Genomic DNA, 13,584 nt, shown 5'->3' on the forward strand with positions numbered 1-13,584 from the left:
CTGGCTCACCATCAATACTCAGGGTCAATGCTTGCAGTCAAGATGACAGCCTTAACGGTTATTTTCGGCGGCCTCGCATCGGTTTGCCAGACTAAACGAAAAGCGCGCGGGAGAGATGGAAACGCTTCCCGCGCTAATGAAGCCGCCGTCTCAATAAACGGGCGCTGAATGTCCGTTCCAGGATGCGGCCGGTGAGTCGCTTGTTTTCGATCGATGTGGTCATCATGGACAACGCATGAGACGGGAGCCGGCCAAGATCGGCTAGTCGACAAGGTGGCCTGAATCGCTGACAATTTGGCGCATCTGCATCTTGCCGACGTTCTCGACGACATTGATCTTTCCAAACTTACCTACGATGGTCGAAACGGATCGTTTGATCCTGAGGTGCCCTCGGCTTGGTGACGGGCTTGGTGTGTTCGATGCCACTGTCGACGCATTAGCGGGCCTCAGGCAGTTTCCCGCGTCCTTACCTTGGGCGCTCGAAACACCCTCGATCGATGCATCCGAGGCCTTTTGCGTTGCGGGCTTCGAAAACTTCGAAGCCAGAAAAGACTTTCCGTTTTTGTTTATCGATAAGACGTCGCGCATCGTTGTGGGATGCGGAGGTCTTCACCGGCCGAGATGGAGCGTTCCAGCTTTTGAACTCGGTTTTTGGGGAAGATCGTCGCTAGTGGGGCGAGGGTTGTTCAGCGAAGCCGCCGATGCCTTGGCAAACTATGCCTTTTGCAATTTCGGCGCGAAGCGACTCGAGGCAATCTGCGACGATTTGAACGCCAGGAGCATTCGAGTTTGCGAGCGCATCGGGATGCAACTGGAAGGTGTCTTACGACAGGAGCGGCGCGCTCCGGATGGTAGTTTGCGGAACACGCGCGTCTATTCAAAACTAGCGTGAAATCGCGCCCGGATGGGGCGAGTGTCGGCCAACTACGGCGAGTCGACAACAGTAAAATTTAGATTTCATTCATAACGGCCGTTCGGGCGAGACAGGTCTGTCGGCTCTTACACGCATCGCGAAGACGAACGCAGCAGCCGATACGAGCGACACTAGCAGCACTGTCCATTCAACCGGGCCATACGTATAGCGTCGCTGCCATTGCAACGCCAAGATTAATCCAGACGACGAACAGGGTCACGATGCTATCCGCCAAGGACCAGAGCGTTAGCATGGCGGCCGCAAGAACGGAGCCACAGACCATGACACGTCTGCCATGGCCGTGATCGATCCAGGTTCCAACCGGATAAGCGGCCAGCCCCGAAACCAGCAGGCCAACCGACAATGCCGCGTTGGTGGCTGTCCGACTCCAGCCCATCGTGCTCTCCATGGGCACGACGAAAAGAGAGAACGCGTAGTAGATGGACCCCCATGAGACGAGCTGCGCCGCTGCGAGCGCATAGGTCGCAAAGGTGCCGTTATTCGGCTTCGCCGTCGTTCGTGTCGTCATCAGCAGTGTTAGCTTCATGATCCATGGCAGCAGCAGCCAGTTGCACTGCAAGCTCAGGATGGGCTTCCTTGCGCTCACTGTATCGGTCAGTCAGATAGTCCGAGCGGTCACGCACCATCAGTGTGAACTTGAACAGTTCTTCCATGACGTCGACCATACGGTCGTAATACGCAGATGGCTTCATGCGGCCTTCAGCGTCGAATTCCTGCCATGCCTTCGCGACGGACGACTGGTTGGGGATCGTCACCATGCGCATCCACCGGCCCAGCACACGCAGGGCGTTGACCGCGTTGAATGACTGCGAGCCGCCGGATACCTGCATGACGGCAAGCGTGCGCCCTTGCGTAGGACGCACACCACCACTTTCAAGCGGTAGCCAGTCAATCTGGTTCTTGAAGACCGCCGTCAACGTGCCGTGTCGTTCGGGACTGCACCAGACCTGTCCTTCCGACCACTCCGACAGCTTGCGCAGTTCAACGACCTTCGGATGATCGGCCGCAACGCTGTCCACGACCGGGAGGCCATGCGGATCGAAGACTCGCGTATCAGCGCCGAAATGGCGCAGGATGCGTTCTGCTTCAAGAGTCAGTTGGCGGCTGTAAGACGTTTCCCGAAGGGAGCCGTACAGGAGAAGAATTCGCGGTGCATGCTGCGATGCGATGGCTGGTGTCAGCTTGTGCAGGTTCGGTCTGTCGAGATGAGGCTCGCTGACGTTGGGCAATCCATTGATCACTTATTGACTCTCCGTCCTTTGTCATCAATCACCACTTCGCCATCTTCCTTCGTGAACGGCCTGTTCATTGCTTCGGGCAAAATCTCGAGAACGAGTTCGGAGGGGCGGCACAGGCGCACGCCGTGTGGCGTGACGACAAACGGTCGATTGATCAGGATCGGGTGCGTGAGCATCGCATCGAGAAGCTGCTCATCCGTGAGCGCTAAATTGTCCAGAGACAATTCAGCGTACGGAGTTCCCTTCTGACGCAGGGCGTCGCGGACCGTCATACCTGCGCGCCGGAACAGATCCTTGAGCGTTGTCCGCTCAGGTGGCGTTTCAAGATATTCGATGATCTGCGGTTCGATGCCCGCATTGCGAATCATGGCTAGCGTGTTGCGCGATGTCCCGCAATCGGGATTGTGATAGATCGTGATGCTCATGAACGTTGCCCTTCAATGCTGTGTTTTGCCTCGTACCAGTGTTGCGAGCGGTTGACCACGCTGACGACCAGCAGCATGACCGGCACTTCGATCAATACACCGACCACCGTGGCGAGCGCCGCACCCGAATGAAAACCGAACAGGCTGATGGCGGTAGCCACAGCAAGTTCAAAAAAGTTGCTCGCACCGATCAGACTCGATGGCCCTGCGACACAATGCGCGACACCCAGCCGACGATTGAGCAGGTACGCGAGGCCAGAATTGAAAAACACCTGAATGAGGATCGGCACCGCGAGCATTGCGATAACGAGCGGTTCGCGGATGATGGCTTGTCCCTGAAACGCGAACAGCAGCACCAGCGTCGCCAGTAACGCGCAGATCGAATAAGGACCAAGACGCGTCACGGCGTGCCTGAAATGCGCTTCGCCTTTTGCAAGCAGGTGTTTGCGTAGCAGTTGTGCAAGGACGACGGGGATGACGATGTACAGGCCGACAGAGATGATCAACGTATTCCATGGCACCGAGATGGCTGACAGACCAAGCAGCAGCGCAACGAGCGGCGCGAATGCCACGATCATGATCGAGTCGTTGAGTGCGACCTGCGACAGCGTGAAATAGGGATCGCCTTTGCACAGTAGTGACCAGACGAACACCATCGCCGTGCAGGGTGCTGCGGCCAGCAGGATCAACCCGGCAATGTAACTGTCAAGCTGGTCCGCGGGCAGCCAGAGTGCAAAGACATGCCTGATGAAAATCCAGCCGAGGAACGCCATTGAAAATGGCTTGACGAACCAGTTCACGAACAGCGTGACACCAATGCCGCGCCACTGGCTTTTTACCTGAGTCATCGCCGCGAAGTCGATCTTGACGAGCATCGGGATAATCATGATCCAGATCAGTACTCCGACCGGCAGGTTGACCTGTGCGACTTCCATGCTTCCGATGGCCTGAAAGACCATCGGAAGCATCTGTCCGAGCAGGATGCCAGCCACGATGCATAGCGCAACCCAAACCGTCAGATAGCGTTCGAAAAATCCAATTGCGGGACGTGCTGGCCGGGCTATCGTTTCACTGCTACTCATGACCTGAACGCCGATGTGGTCCACACCGGGTTTCGCGCCCCGCTCCGAGGGTTCTCGACAGCGGCGTGAATATGCATTCGCCTCATGGTTTGTCTCCACAGCAGTTGGGGAGATCGCTCGCCGCGCAGGTTACGCCGGCACAGCAGTTCTCGGTGAGAAAGCCGATCAGGTCCGTCATTGCATCGAAGTTCGCCGAGTAGATGACGAAACGACCCGACTGACGTGGCTTGACGAGGTCCGCATGCGACAGGTCCTTCAGATGGAAGGACAGACCGGATGGGGATATCCCGAGCTGCTGCGCGATCTCCCCGGCAGGCATACCGTCCGGGCCTGCGACGACAAGCGTGCGGAAGATCGCGAGGCGTGATTCATGGGCGAGCGCGCTCAGTGCGCGTACAACAAGGATTGAGTCCATGGATCGAAGGATAGGACAATTGCTTTTATATTTCAAGTAATCTTGAAATGAAGGCGGTGCTTATCGCCTTTGGCCTTACTTAAGGCTGCATTAGACGAGGAACGGCCGTTCAGCCTCGGACGCTACCCGGCGGCCCCCGCTTCTTGCAACGGCGTCAGGCCGGTTTGGCGGGCTGATTGCTTTCTTGGTTGTATCAACTCGCTCGACTCAACACTTGCCGCTCCAACAGCCACCCCAATCTGATAGCGTTTTGTAGGCGATAGGCGCGACTTTTGCTGTTTCTCTCCGACGGGTAGCAAGCTCGCCAGAGCGGATCATCAGGGAGAACACAAATGCGAACGGACAAACCGCACCAACTGATTCGTCGGCACCTGATGCGGCGGCGAGTCTTGTCGTCGATCGGCGCCACGGTGTTAGGCATGCTCGGGTTGGACTCGTATGCGATCGCCGCTTCGGCCGCGATCTCACCGCGCCTCGAAACCGTGGCGAGCTTCGATGACGATTTCCGGCTCGTCGGCATTGGTGTATCGCGGCAAGGACGTGTCTTCGCGACAGCGCCGGCGTCGGTCAAGCGTTCGCGCTACAGCCTGGTCGAAGTCGACCCGGCGACCGGTACGCTGACTCCCTTTCCGGACGAAAGCTGGAACACCTATCAAGCCGATGCAGATGGCGCGCGTCAGTGGATTTCGGTGCAGGCGCTATGGGTGGATGAACAGGATCATTTGTGGGCGCTCGATTCTTCGTTGTCTTCGGTCGATCAGAAACGTCAGCCGCCCAAGCTCGTGCAATTCGATCTCAACACGCGTCGGATCGTGCGTCAGTTCAACTATGGCGAACTCGTCACGCCTAAAGATTCGCTCAACGATATCCGCGTGGATCTCAAGCATGGCTATGCCTATCTCAGCAACGCCGGCAATCAGGGCGGCATTGCCGTCACGAATCTGACGAGCGGTGAGTCGCGTCTGCTGCTGGCGGGCGACCGCTCCAGCATGTCGGACCCAAGCCAGCATCTGATGTTCGGCGAGCGCATTGCACGCAAACTCGATGGCGGCGTGCTCGTTTTGCAAACCGACGGCATTGCCGTTTCTCCGGATCGCGAGTGGGTCTATTACCGGCCGCTGACTGATCACCATTACTGGCGCGTGCCGACCGCGGCGCTGATCGACACGTCGCTGTCCGCCGAAGCTTTATCGCAGCGCGTGCAATCCCTTGGCGATGGCGCGCTGACAGGCGGTCTCATCATGAGCGCGGCGGGCGTGCTCTATGGCGGCGATCTGGAAAATCGCACGGTGGTGGCTTTCGATATCGTCCAGATCGACGGAAAGCCCAAGCTGGTGCAGAAGACATTCGTCGGCAAGCACCCCCAGCTTTCATGGGCCGATGGCTTTGCCATACAGAACGGTTACCTGTACATCGCGGATTCGCACTTGCACGAACTTAACTTTTCTAACGGTTACCCACCTGAAGGAAAACTTTCGATTTTCCGCGTTCGCTTGCCGCAGCAACCAGCACAAGGATTCGCGGGATAGCGCGAATGCCCCTAGCAGCGCTTGTGTTTCGAGCATAACCAGCGTGCTCTATGTGGGAGTGACCTCCTGGATGCCGTCGTACCTGAGGCCGACCTGAGGCCGCCGTGAAAGAATCGCGGTGAGGTGGTGCGTGGCCATTGCGCTAAACTTGCTTCGGCATCCGCTGCATAACAAAGCGGCCTCACGAAGTCGACTTGCGGGTGCCATGCGAAGTCTGACATGCCGAAGCATCCCTTTGTTCGTCCACGACCATGCGCTTGCGTCATATCGAAGTCTTTCACGCTGTCATGCAGGCTGGCTCGCTTTCGGGCGCCGCCAGTCTGCTGAACATTTCGCAGCCGGCGGCGAGCAAGATGCTCGCGCAGGCCGAGTACAGTCTCGGCGTTGCGCTTTTCAAGCGGCTGCCCAGCGGGCTGAAACCGACGCCTGAAGCAATGTTGTTGTTCCAGGAGACCAAGACTCTGCACGCGAGCCTCGATCGCGTCAGGCATCTCGCGCGCAATCTGGCTTCGCATCCTGGCGGCATGCTTCGCATCGGCTGTATTCCGAGTCTCGGATTGAGTCTCGTGCCGCGCGCCGTCGCGGCATTCACGCGACTCTGCCCGGATGTCTCGATCAATATCCGGACCGAAAACCAGCAGACCTTGTCGGCACTGCTGCTGGCGCAGGAAATCGACATCGGTATTGCTTTCGAACCGACGCCGATGGCCGGGATTGCTATCGAAGAACTCGGTCGGGCGCGGGCCGTCCTGTTCGGAGCCCGTAGCGACTGGGCGGCGAACGGGCCGGTCCACCTTCGCGAACTCGACTTTTCGAAGTGGATCAGTCTGGACTCCACGGACCCGCTTGGCTCGATCATCAACGCGACGCTGGCGAGCTTCGACGAAGGCGGTCGCGTGCCGATGATCCAGGTCAAGACCTACTATCTGGCGCGCGCGTTAGTAGAGAGCGGCATCGGCTTTACGATCATCGACGAATATACGGCGCAATCGGCTGCGGACACGTTTGCGGTCAGGCAACTCGAACCCGCGCTGTCAGTTGGCGTGTGCATGATGACGTCGATTAGCCATGCGGGCACGCAGGGACTCAAGGTATTTGTCCAGCAACTCGAAAAGCATCTGACGGAAGGCCGCGGAGAGACCGGCATGTCGTATGGGCGTGCGTAGAAGGAAGTTTTCGGATCAAGTATTATGTGTGCCCGTCAGGTAGATGTATGCTGAACAGCTTTCAAAAAAACGGCATCTGATCGGCCGCAACCAACGTGACAACGCATCAGAAGCGCTCGTCGGTACGGTCGAGCAGAAAAATTGCTATTCAAAACGCCTTCGCAGGATGGAAATACTGTGATTCGACATGGCCTTGCCGGGCTGTTGCTGGCGGTAAGCAGTTTAGGCAGTGCCATGGCGGCCGGCCCCCTTTGCTCACGCCCATTTACACTGGCGTTGCACGATCACGGTCTGCTGTATTCAGTCGAGACGGACACCGGGATCGATAAGGATTTCGCTGACAAGTTGAGCCGACGCAGTGGCTGCCAGATCAGGGTCAGCCTCATGTCGCGAGCCCGAATCTGGAAGCTGATCGAATCCGGCGCACTCGACTTCAGTCTGTCGGGTATCTCCAACGACGAACGCAACCAGTACGCCGACTTCGCCTGGTACTTCAGCAACAAATACTATTTGCTGGTACGCAAAGATGCGGGCATCCGGCGCCTCGCCGATTTCGAGCATAACGACCGGTTTCAACTCGGCGTTATCCGCAGCTTCCGCTATAGCGCATCGGCAAACCGGCTGGTCGACTCCCTGTCGGAGGAAAACCGGGTCAGCCAGGCAGGCGGGCTAGATCCGTTGTATCAGGCACTGATCCTCCGGCAGATACAGGGCATGATTATCGAGCCTTTCGATTACCCTTCAATCGACGACAGGAAGATCCGCGATGTGACCGCCATCGTGGAGTTCGACGACCCTGCTGTACCTCACGGCCTGATCATGTCGAAAAAGGCCCTGCCGCCAGCCGAGCGCGAGAAATGGCGTGCACTTGTGAATGAGATGCGAGCGGACGGCACTGTTCTGCGAATTTTCGAGAAGTATTTCAAACCCGACCTCGCGGCCTCGATGGTCAACTTCCCGGCGCACCCGTGAACTGGCCGCGCCTTGTTCTGTTGCCGCTGGTGGTCCTGTCGGCGTCGCTTAGCGTGACGTGGATGCTGTGGGACCATGAGCGGCAAGCCTCCCGTCACGAACTCCTGAGCCAGTTCAATTTCTCGCTCGGCGACGCCGTCAGCCGGATCGAGCAGCGCATGGGCACGTACGAACTTCTGCTACGCGGGGTGCAGAGTTTTATCGTCGCTGGCGGCGACATGGATCGCGAGCGCTTTCGCGCCTATGTCGACACACTCAATGTCGACGCAAACTTCTCTGGCATTCAGGCTATCGGCTTCGTCGCGTGGGTGCCGGCTGCTCAAAAGGCGGCACACATTGCCGCTATGCGTCGTCAGGGACTGCTCGACTACACGATCCAGTCCAAAGGTTCGCGCGACAACTACGCACCGATCATCCAGCGTGAGCCGTCCGTCGGCATCAATCGCGCTGCGCCGGGGTTCGACGCCTGGTCGGACCCGGTACGGCGACGCGCTATGGAGCAGGCGCGTGACTCCGGCATGGCAACCGTTTCCGGAAAGGTCCGTCTGGCAGTGGATGCCGGGAGCAGTGCGCACCCCGGTTTTATCATGTACTTGCCGATCTACGCCCAAGCTCAATCGCAGGATAGCGTCGCCCAGCGTCGCGCACACCTGGTAGGCTGGGTCTACGCCTCGTTTCGCATGCGCGACGTGATCGCGAGTCTGTATGGCGAGCAGTTGCCCGGTCTCAGCATCGCTGTTTATGACGGCGTCGCGCCTTCGCCCGCGGCGCTTTTTCATAAGACGTCGGAAACACCTGGCCATCATCAGTCGTCGAACATATCGGCCAACGAATACCTTGTCGTCGGTGGGCACGACTGGACGCTCTCGATGAGTGCCCAGGATGACTTTTACGCCCGCTTCGGTCGCAACGCGATGCTCCCGATCGCCACTACCGGCACGGGTTTAAGTTTGCTTCTGGCGCTGCTCACCTGGCTGATGATGACCAGCCGCGGAAGAACGATGCGGCTTGCCTCCGCGATGACCAAAGAACTCCGCGAGAACGAGGAGAAATTTCGCGCGATCGCCGACTGCACGGTCAACTGGGAAATCTGGTGGGGACCCGACGGCAAACCCCGCTGGATCAATCCGGCGGTCAGAAAGTACATTGGCTATACCGTCGACGAATGTATGGGCATGCGCGATTTCGCGGGAGCCGTGATCTATCCGGAGGATATCCCGCGTGTGGCGCCCGAGTTCAGGAAGGCACTGAAGGGCCGTCGCGGCGACGATCTGGAATTTCGGTGCGTCCGCAAGGACGGCTCACTGATGTGGCTTTCCGCGTCATGGGTTCCGATTAGCGACTCCACGGGCGGTTTCATCGGTTTTCGCACCAGCGGGCGAGACATCACCGAGCGCAAGCAGGTGGAAGCCGAACTTCGGATCGCCGCCGTTGCGTTCGACTCGATGGAGCCGATGATGGTCACCGACGCCAGTGCCACGATTCTCCGCGTGAACTCGGCGTTCACCGAATGCACAGGCTATGCCCCAGGGGAAATCGTTGGCCAGACACCCCGCATACTTCGGTCGGGCCGTCATGATGCCGCTTTCTTCCAGGAGATGTGGGAGGCGATTCATCGTGCCGGCGGCTGGCAAGGGGAAATCTGGGGACGCCGCAAAAATGGCGACGAATACCCGAAGTGGCTCACGATTTCCGCCGTGGTCGGCGACGATGGCGTCGTTAGCCACTATGTCGGCACCCATCACGACATTACCCAACGCAAGATCGCGGAAGAGCGAATCAGGGAGCTGGCCTTTTTTGATGCACTGACCCGCTTGCCGAACCGGACTCTACTGCTGGATCGCCTGAAGCAGGCAATTGCTGGGAGCGCACAGACTGGAGAGTGCGGTGCGCTGCTGTTCATCGATCTGGACCGCTTCAAGACGTTGAACGACACACTGGGCCACGACAAAGGCGACCTGCTGCTGCAGCACGTTGCACAACGTCTGGCCGCAAGTGTGCGGGATAGCGACACCGTGGCGAGAGTGGGGGGTGATGAGTTCGTCGTGGTGCTGAGGAATTTGCACAAAGACCGGCAGGAAGCGGCCAACCAGACCAAAGCCATGGGTGAGAAGCTTCTCGCGATTCTGGGCAGCCCGTATCAGCTTGGCGAGATTCAATACCGCAGCGGTGCAAGTATTGGCGCCACCGTGTTCAAAGGACATCAGACCTTAATCGATGAACTCCTGAAACAGGCCGACCTGGCGATGTACAAGTCCAAGGAGCGAGGACGCAATGCAGTGTGTTTCTTCGATCCGGAGATGCAAACCGTCGTGGTCGAGCGGGCCTTGCTCGAAGCTGGATTGCGCGATGCAGTCGAGGGTAACCAACTGCTGCTTCAGTATCAGGCGCAGGTGAACCGCAATAGCATAACAGGCGTGGAGGCACTCGTATGCTGGCAGCATCCCCGGCGCGGTCTGGTGCCACCCGGCGAGTTCATTCCATTGGCCGAAGAGACCGGCTTGATCTTCGCTCTGGGAAGTTGGGTTTTGGAAACCGCCTGTGCGCAGTTGGCGCAATGGGCAACGCGGCCTGACCTGGAACATCTCACGATTGCGGTCAACGTAAGCGCGCAGCAGTTCCGCGAATCCGACTTCGTGGAAAAAGTGTTGGCCATCATCGAGCGCACAGGCGCGCGGCCTGACAGGTTGCAACTGGAACTGACAGAAAGCGTGTTGGTGGATAACGTGCAGGACATTATCCTCAAGATGGAAGCGTTGAAAGCAAGGGGCATTGTCTTTGCGCTGGACGATTTCGGTATTGGGTATTCGTCACTTTCGTATCTGAAGCGCCTGCCGTTGGACCAGTTGAAGATCGACCGCTCGTTCGTTCGCGATATTCTGGTTGATCCCAACGACGCTGTGATAGCCAGCGCCATCATTGCGCTTGCGCGCAGCCTCGGTTTGGGGGTCATCGCCGAAGGGGTGGAGACGGAAGCGCAACGCGACTTTCTCGCTGCCGCAGGTTGCCACGCATATCAAGGCTACTATTTTTCCCGTCCGCTCTCCGTCGCGGGTTTTGAAGCGTTGTTCAACAGACTCGATGTCCGTCAGTTGATCGCCGAATAAAACGCATGACGATGCGTGACTCCAGATAGGCGACGATCGCCTCGGAGTCGGGCGCCGACACGATCACGATGTGGTCCGGCTATTGCCTACTGCCTTCCGCTTGCGAGTGAAAACGGCAGAAAACCTCTCTGACAGTTCCCCGCACGCCGTCTGGCGACCTGCCCATCGGTCATTTGACCGATGCCCTGGCAGCGCCTTCCCTGCGATCCTTCCGTTTATACCAATCGCACGCCCCGACTGAATGGTGCTCTGGCATTACAGCGGGCAATCCGGTTGGACCGGTGACGCGAATCAGGCTGCGCTCGCCGATGGTCGCAGTTCGCTTTCCATATCGTCTACAAAGAGATCGTTTTGAACAACGCAACTGTTCATCCCGTATGGGTCCGCACGTTTCACTGGATTAACGCCGTGGCGGTCATTCTCATGTGCATGAGTGGCTGGCAGGTGTACGAGGCATCGCCCCTATTCGCGGTCATCCGGTTTCCCGCATCGATCACTCTCGGTGGCTGGCTAGGTGGTGCGCTGCTCTGGCACTTCGCCGTCATGTGGATACTCGTTGCTAACTTCGTCGCGTATCTGGTCCTCGGGGCCTTTACCGGACGGCTGCGCCAGACCATGTTTCCGCTCTCGATTCGCGCGCTGGCAACCGACCTAGCGGCGGCGCTGCGCGGCAAACTCAGCCACGGCGATCTCAGTCAGTACAACGCCGTGCAGAAGCTCGCGTATCTCGTCGTCCTTGCCGACATTGCGCTGGTGGTCCTCTCCGGTCTGACGATCTGGAAGCCGGTGCAGTTTCCAGTTTTACGAACGCTACTAGGCGGCTTCGACAACGCGCGCATCGTCCATTTTGCTGCAATGAGCGTACTGGTAGGTTTTCTCGCGATACACGTCGTCATGGTTGCGCTGGTGCCGCGATCTTTACTCACGATGATCCGGGGACGATGACAATGACTTCGAGTGAAGACAAGCGGGTGCTCGACGCGGCGTCCATCGTCAAGGACGCGCAAAAAGAACTGGGTTCGGCGTCACGTCGCCTGTTCGGCAAGCGGATCCTGACTCTGGGCGGCCTGGCGCTGTTGTCCGGCTGCGATCTGACAAATGACAAGTCGGTGAACAACCTGTTGCGCACCATGTCCTCGTTCAATGACAGCGCGCAGGCATTGCTGTTCGATCCACGCAGTCTGGCGCCGACCTACCCGGATTCGATGATCACGCGGCCGTTCCCGTTCAACGCCTTTTATGACATCGACCAGGTGCCGGACGTCGATGCACAGACATATCGGCTCGAGCTCTCGGGACTCGTCACGGGCAAGCGCATCTGGACTCTGGCCGAACTCAACGCATTGCCGAAGCGCAGTCAGGTTACGCGGCATATCTGCATCGAAGGCTGGAGCGCGATCGGCAAGTGGGGCGGGGTGCGTTTCTCCGATTTTCTGTCGATGGCTGGTGCGGATACCACGGCGAAGTACGTCGCACTGCATTGCGCCGACAACTACTGGACGAGCATCGATATGCCGACGGCTCTGCATCCGCAGACACTTCTAACGCTGACCTACGATGGCCAGACTTTGCCGGCGAAGTATGGTTTCCCGATGAAGCTGCGCATGCCTACCAAGCTCGGCTACAAGAATCCGAAGCACATCGTCGCCATCTCGGTGACCAACGAATTTCCCGGCGGCTATTGGGAAAACCAGGGCTACAACTGGTTCGGTGGGTCTTGACCTGCAAGCCACCAACAGCTTTAACTCCATCAATTCAACGGAGCATATATGTCTATCCGTATCAAGCTTGCTGCTTCCCTCGTTGCGCTTTCATTTGCCAGTGCCTCGTTCGCACAATCTCCGGCGACAAAGCCTGAGCGTGTGCGCGGCGACATCGTGTCGTTCTCGGGCAATACCTTGACCGTACACCGCCGCAGCGGCGACACCATGACGATCACCTTGACCGACGCGTCGAAAGTAACAGCAGTGAAGACGATCCAACTCTCCGATATCAAACCGGGCTCATATGTCGGCGCCGCGGCCATGCCCGGTCCCGACGGCAAGCTGACCGCTACTGAAGTGCTGGTGTTCCCCGACGCCGCGCGCGGAACGGGCGAGGGGCACTATGCCTATGATCTCGGCGCCAACAGCTCGATGACGAATGCCAACGTGGACACGGTCGTCGAGGGTACCAGCGGACGCGATCTGAAACTCTCGTACAAGGGTGGCAACAACATCGTTACGGTGCCGACCAGTGCGCCGGTCGTGACGCTTGCACCGGCGACGCGTGCCGATTTGATTGCAGGCAAGAAGGTGTTCGTCATCGCTGCTCCGGCCAACGGCGGCGCGCATAACGCGCAATTCGTCGTGGTTGAAAAGGACGGCGTGGCGCCGCCGATGTGATTGTTTCCGGCGTCGCAGCGCGACTCAGGTGAAGGTCGTGTGGCGCGGTTGTTGCACGGCCTAGGCGTATTGGCCATGGAGCAACCGACCGCGGGGCGCGCGCGATCGATGATTCGATTGCCGGTTGCGTTGGGCGCCGTCTTTCTCTCAATCGCCGGCACCGTTGCTGCGACCATGAGGGGGACACCATGATCAAGTCAATACGGCAGCGAATCGATAGTACCTACCTGGCGCATATCACCGTCGGTCGAATCGGGCAGGCGCCGGTCGATAACCTGTCCGTGCTGCATCGGTGATGCATCGCGAAGCGCAATCGCGGGACGGCAGCGATG

Annotated in this window: 12 protein-coding genes and 1 pseudogene; 8 read left to right on the top strand and 5 right to left on the bottom strand. The window is 58.6% G+C overall.

The window, feature by feature from the left end:
* Window positions 1-310: 310 nt before the first annotated feature.
* Window positions 311-892 carry a GNAT family N-acetyltransferase gene (locus tag FQ705_RS29095; RefSeq protein WP_144147455.1) on the top strand — a complete coding sequence of 194 codons (582 nt, stop codon included), beginning with the start codon at window positions 311-313 and terminating at the stop codon, window positions 890-892.
* A gap of 184 nt (window positions 893-1,076) precedes the next feature.
* Here FQ705_RS29095 and FQ705_RS29100 read toward each other — a convergent pair.
* The 5 genes and pseudogenes from FQ705_RS29100 to FQ705_RS29120 form a co-directional block, all read right to left on the bottom strand.
* Window positions 1,077-1,442: pseudogene (locus FQ705_RS29100) on the bottom strand (MFS transporter); the annotation flags it as partial.
* A complete protein-coding gene (arsH, locus tag FQ705_RS29105) occupies window positions 1,411-2,175 on the bottom strand; it encodes an arsenical resistance protein ArsH (protein WP_144147458.1) in 765 nt (254 codons plus the stop codon). The gene arsH and the pseudogene FQ705_RS29100, both read right to left, overlap by 32 nt.
* On the bottom strand, window positions 2,172-2,597 hold the full coding sequence (arsC, locus tag FQ705_RS29110) for an arsenate reductase (glutaredoxin) (RefSeq protein WP_144147461.1): 426 nt from the start codon (window positions 2,595-2,597) through the stop codon (window positions 2,172-2,174). The genes arsH and arsC overlap by 4 nt, the downstream gene beginning before the upstream one ends.
* A complete protein-coding gene (gene arsB / locus FQ705_RS29115; RefSeq protein ID WP_144147630.1) occupies window positions 2,594-3,679 on the bottom strand; it encodes an ACR3 family arsenite efflux transporter in 1,086 nt (361 codons plus the stop codon). The genes arsC and arsB overlap by 4 nt, the downstream gene beginning before the upstream one ends.
* 82 nt (window positions 3,680-3,761) lie before the next feature.
* A complete protein-coding gene (locus tag FQ705_RS29120; protein WP_144147464.1) occupies window positions 3,762-4,094 on the bottom strand; it encodes an ArsR/SmtB family transcription factor in 333 nt (110 codons plus the stop codon).
* Between the two features lie 332 nt (window positions 4,095-4,426).
* Here FQ705_RS29120 and FQ705_RS29125 point away from each other — a divergent pair, with 332 nt between their 5' ends.
* The 7 genes from FQ705_RS29125 to FQ705_RS29155 all read left to right on the top strand — a co-directional run bounded on the left by FQ705_RS29125 (window position 4,427) and on the right by FQ705_RS29155 (window position 13,252).
* Window positions 4,427-5,623 carry an L-dopachrome tautomerase-related protein gene (locus FQ705_RS29125; protein ID WP_144147467.1) on the top strand — a complete coding sequence of 399 codons (1,197 nt, stop codon included), beginning with the start codon at window positions 4,427-4,429 and terminating at the stop codon, window positions 5,621-5,623.
* A gap of 257 nt (window positions 5,624-5,880) precedes the next feature.
* Window positions 5,881-6,789 carry a LysR family transcriptional regulator gene (locus FQ705_RS29130; protein ID WP_186308055.1) on the top strand — a complete coding sequence of 303 codons (909 nt, stop codon included), beginning with the start codon at window positions 5,881-5,883 and terminating at the stop codon, window positions 6,787-6,789.
* A 177-nt stretch (window positions 6,790-6,966) separates the two neighbouring features.
* Window positions 6,967-7,761 (top strand): substrate-binding periplasmic protein, encoded by a 795-nt coding sequence (locus FQ705_RS29135; RefSeq protein ID WP_144147473.1) that lies wholly within the window; start codon window positions 6,967-6,969, stop codon window positions 7,759-7,761.
* Window positions 7,758-10,868: an EAL domain-containing protein gene (locus tag FQ705_RS29140; RefSeq protein ID WP_144147476.1), complete on the top strand. Its 3,111-nt coding sequence runs from the start codon at window positions 7,758-7,760 to the stop codon at window positions 10,866-10,868. Before FQ705_RS29135 ends, FQ705_RS29140 begins: the two co-directional genes overlap by 4 nt.
* Window positions 10,869-11,219: 351 nt before the next feature.
* The gene (locus tag FQ705_RS29145) at window positions 11,220-11,813 is read left to right on the top strand and encodes a cytochrome b/b6 domain-containing protein (protein WP_144147479.1); all 594 of its coding nucleotides are present in this window, start codon (window positions 11,220-11,222) and stop codon (window positions 11,811-11,813) included.
* 2 nt (window positions 11,814-11,815) lie between these two features.
* Window positions 11,816-12,589, top strand: a complete 774-nt coding sequence (locus tag FQ705_RS29150) for a molybdopterin-dependent oxidoreductase (RefSeq protein ID WP_144147482.1) — start codon at window positions 11,816-11,818, stop codon at window positions 12,587-12,589.
* A 48-nt stretch (window positions 12,590-12,637) separates the two neighbouring features.
* Window positions 12,638-13,252 (top strand): hypothetical protein, encoded by a 615-nt coding sequence (locus FQ705_RS29155; RefSeq protein WP_144147485.1) that lies wholly within the window; start codon window positions 12,638-12,640, stop codon window positions 13,250-13,252.
* Window positions 13,253-13,584: the final 332 nt, after the last annotated feature.

The sequence above is a fragment of the Paraburkholderia sp. BCC1884 genome (assembly GCF_900996225.1).
Classification (GTDB): Bacteria; Pseudomonadota; Gammaproteobacteria; order Burkholderiales; family Burkholderiaceae; genus Paraburkholderia.

What these genes read in the sequence shown, in the direction of transcription:
- FQ705_RS29150 (WP_144147482.1), top strand. Translation starts at nt 11,816, where the DNA reads ATGACTTCGAGTGAAGACAAGCGGGTGCTCGACGCGGCGTCCATCGTC.
- FQ705_RS29155 (WP_144147485.1), top strand. Translation starts at nt 12,638, where the DNA reads ATGTCTATCCGTATCAAGCTTGCTGCTTCCCTCGTTGCGCTTTCATTT.
- arsB (WP_144147630.1), bottom strand. Translation starts at nt 3,679, where the DNA reads ATGAGTAGCAGTGAAACGATAGCCCGGCCAGCACGTCCCGCAATTGGA.
- FQ705_RS29125 (WP_144147467.1), top strand. Translation starts at nt 4,427, where the DNA reads ATGCGAACGGACAAACCGCACCAACTGATTCGTCGGCACCTGATGCGG.
- FQ705_RS29120 (WP_144147464.1), bottom strand. Translation starts at nt 4,094, where the DNA reads ATGGACTCAATCCTTGTTGTACGCGCACTGAGCGCGCTCGCCCATGAA.
- arsC (WP_144147461.1), bottom strand. Translation starts at nt 2,597, where the DNA reads ATGAGCATCACGATCTATCACAATCCCGATTGCGGGACATCGCGCAAC.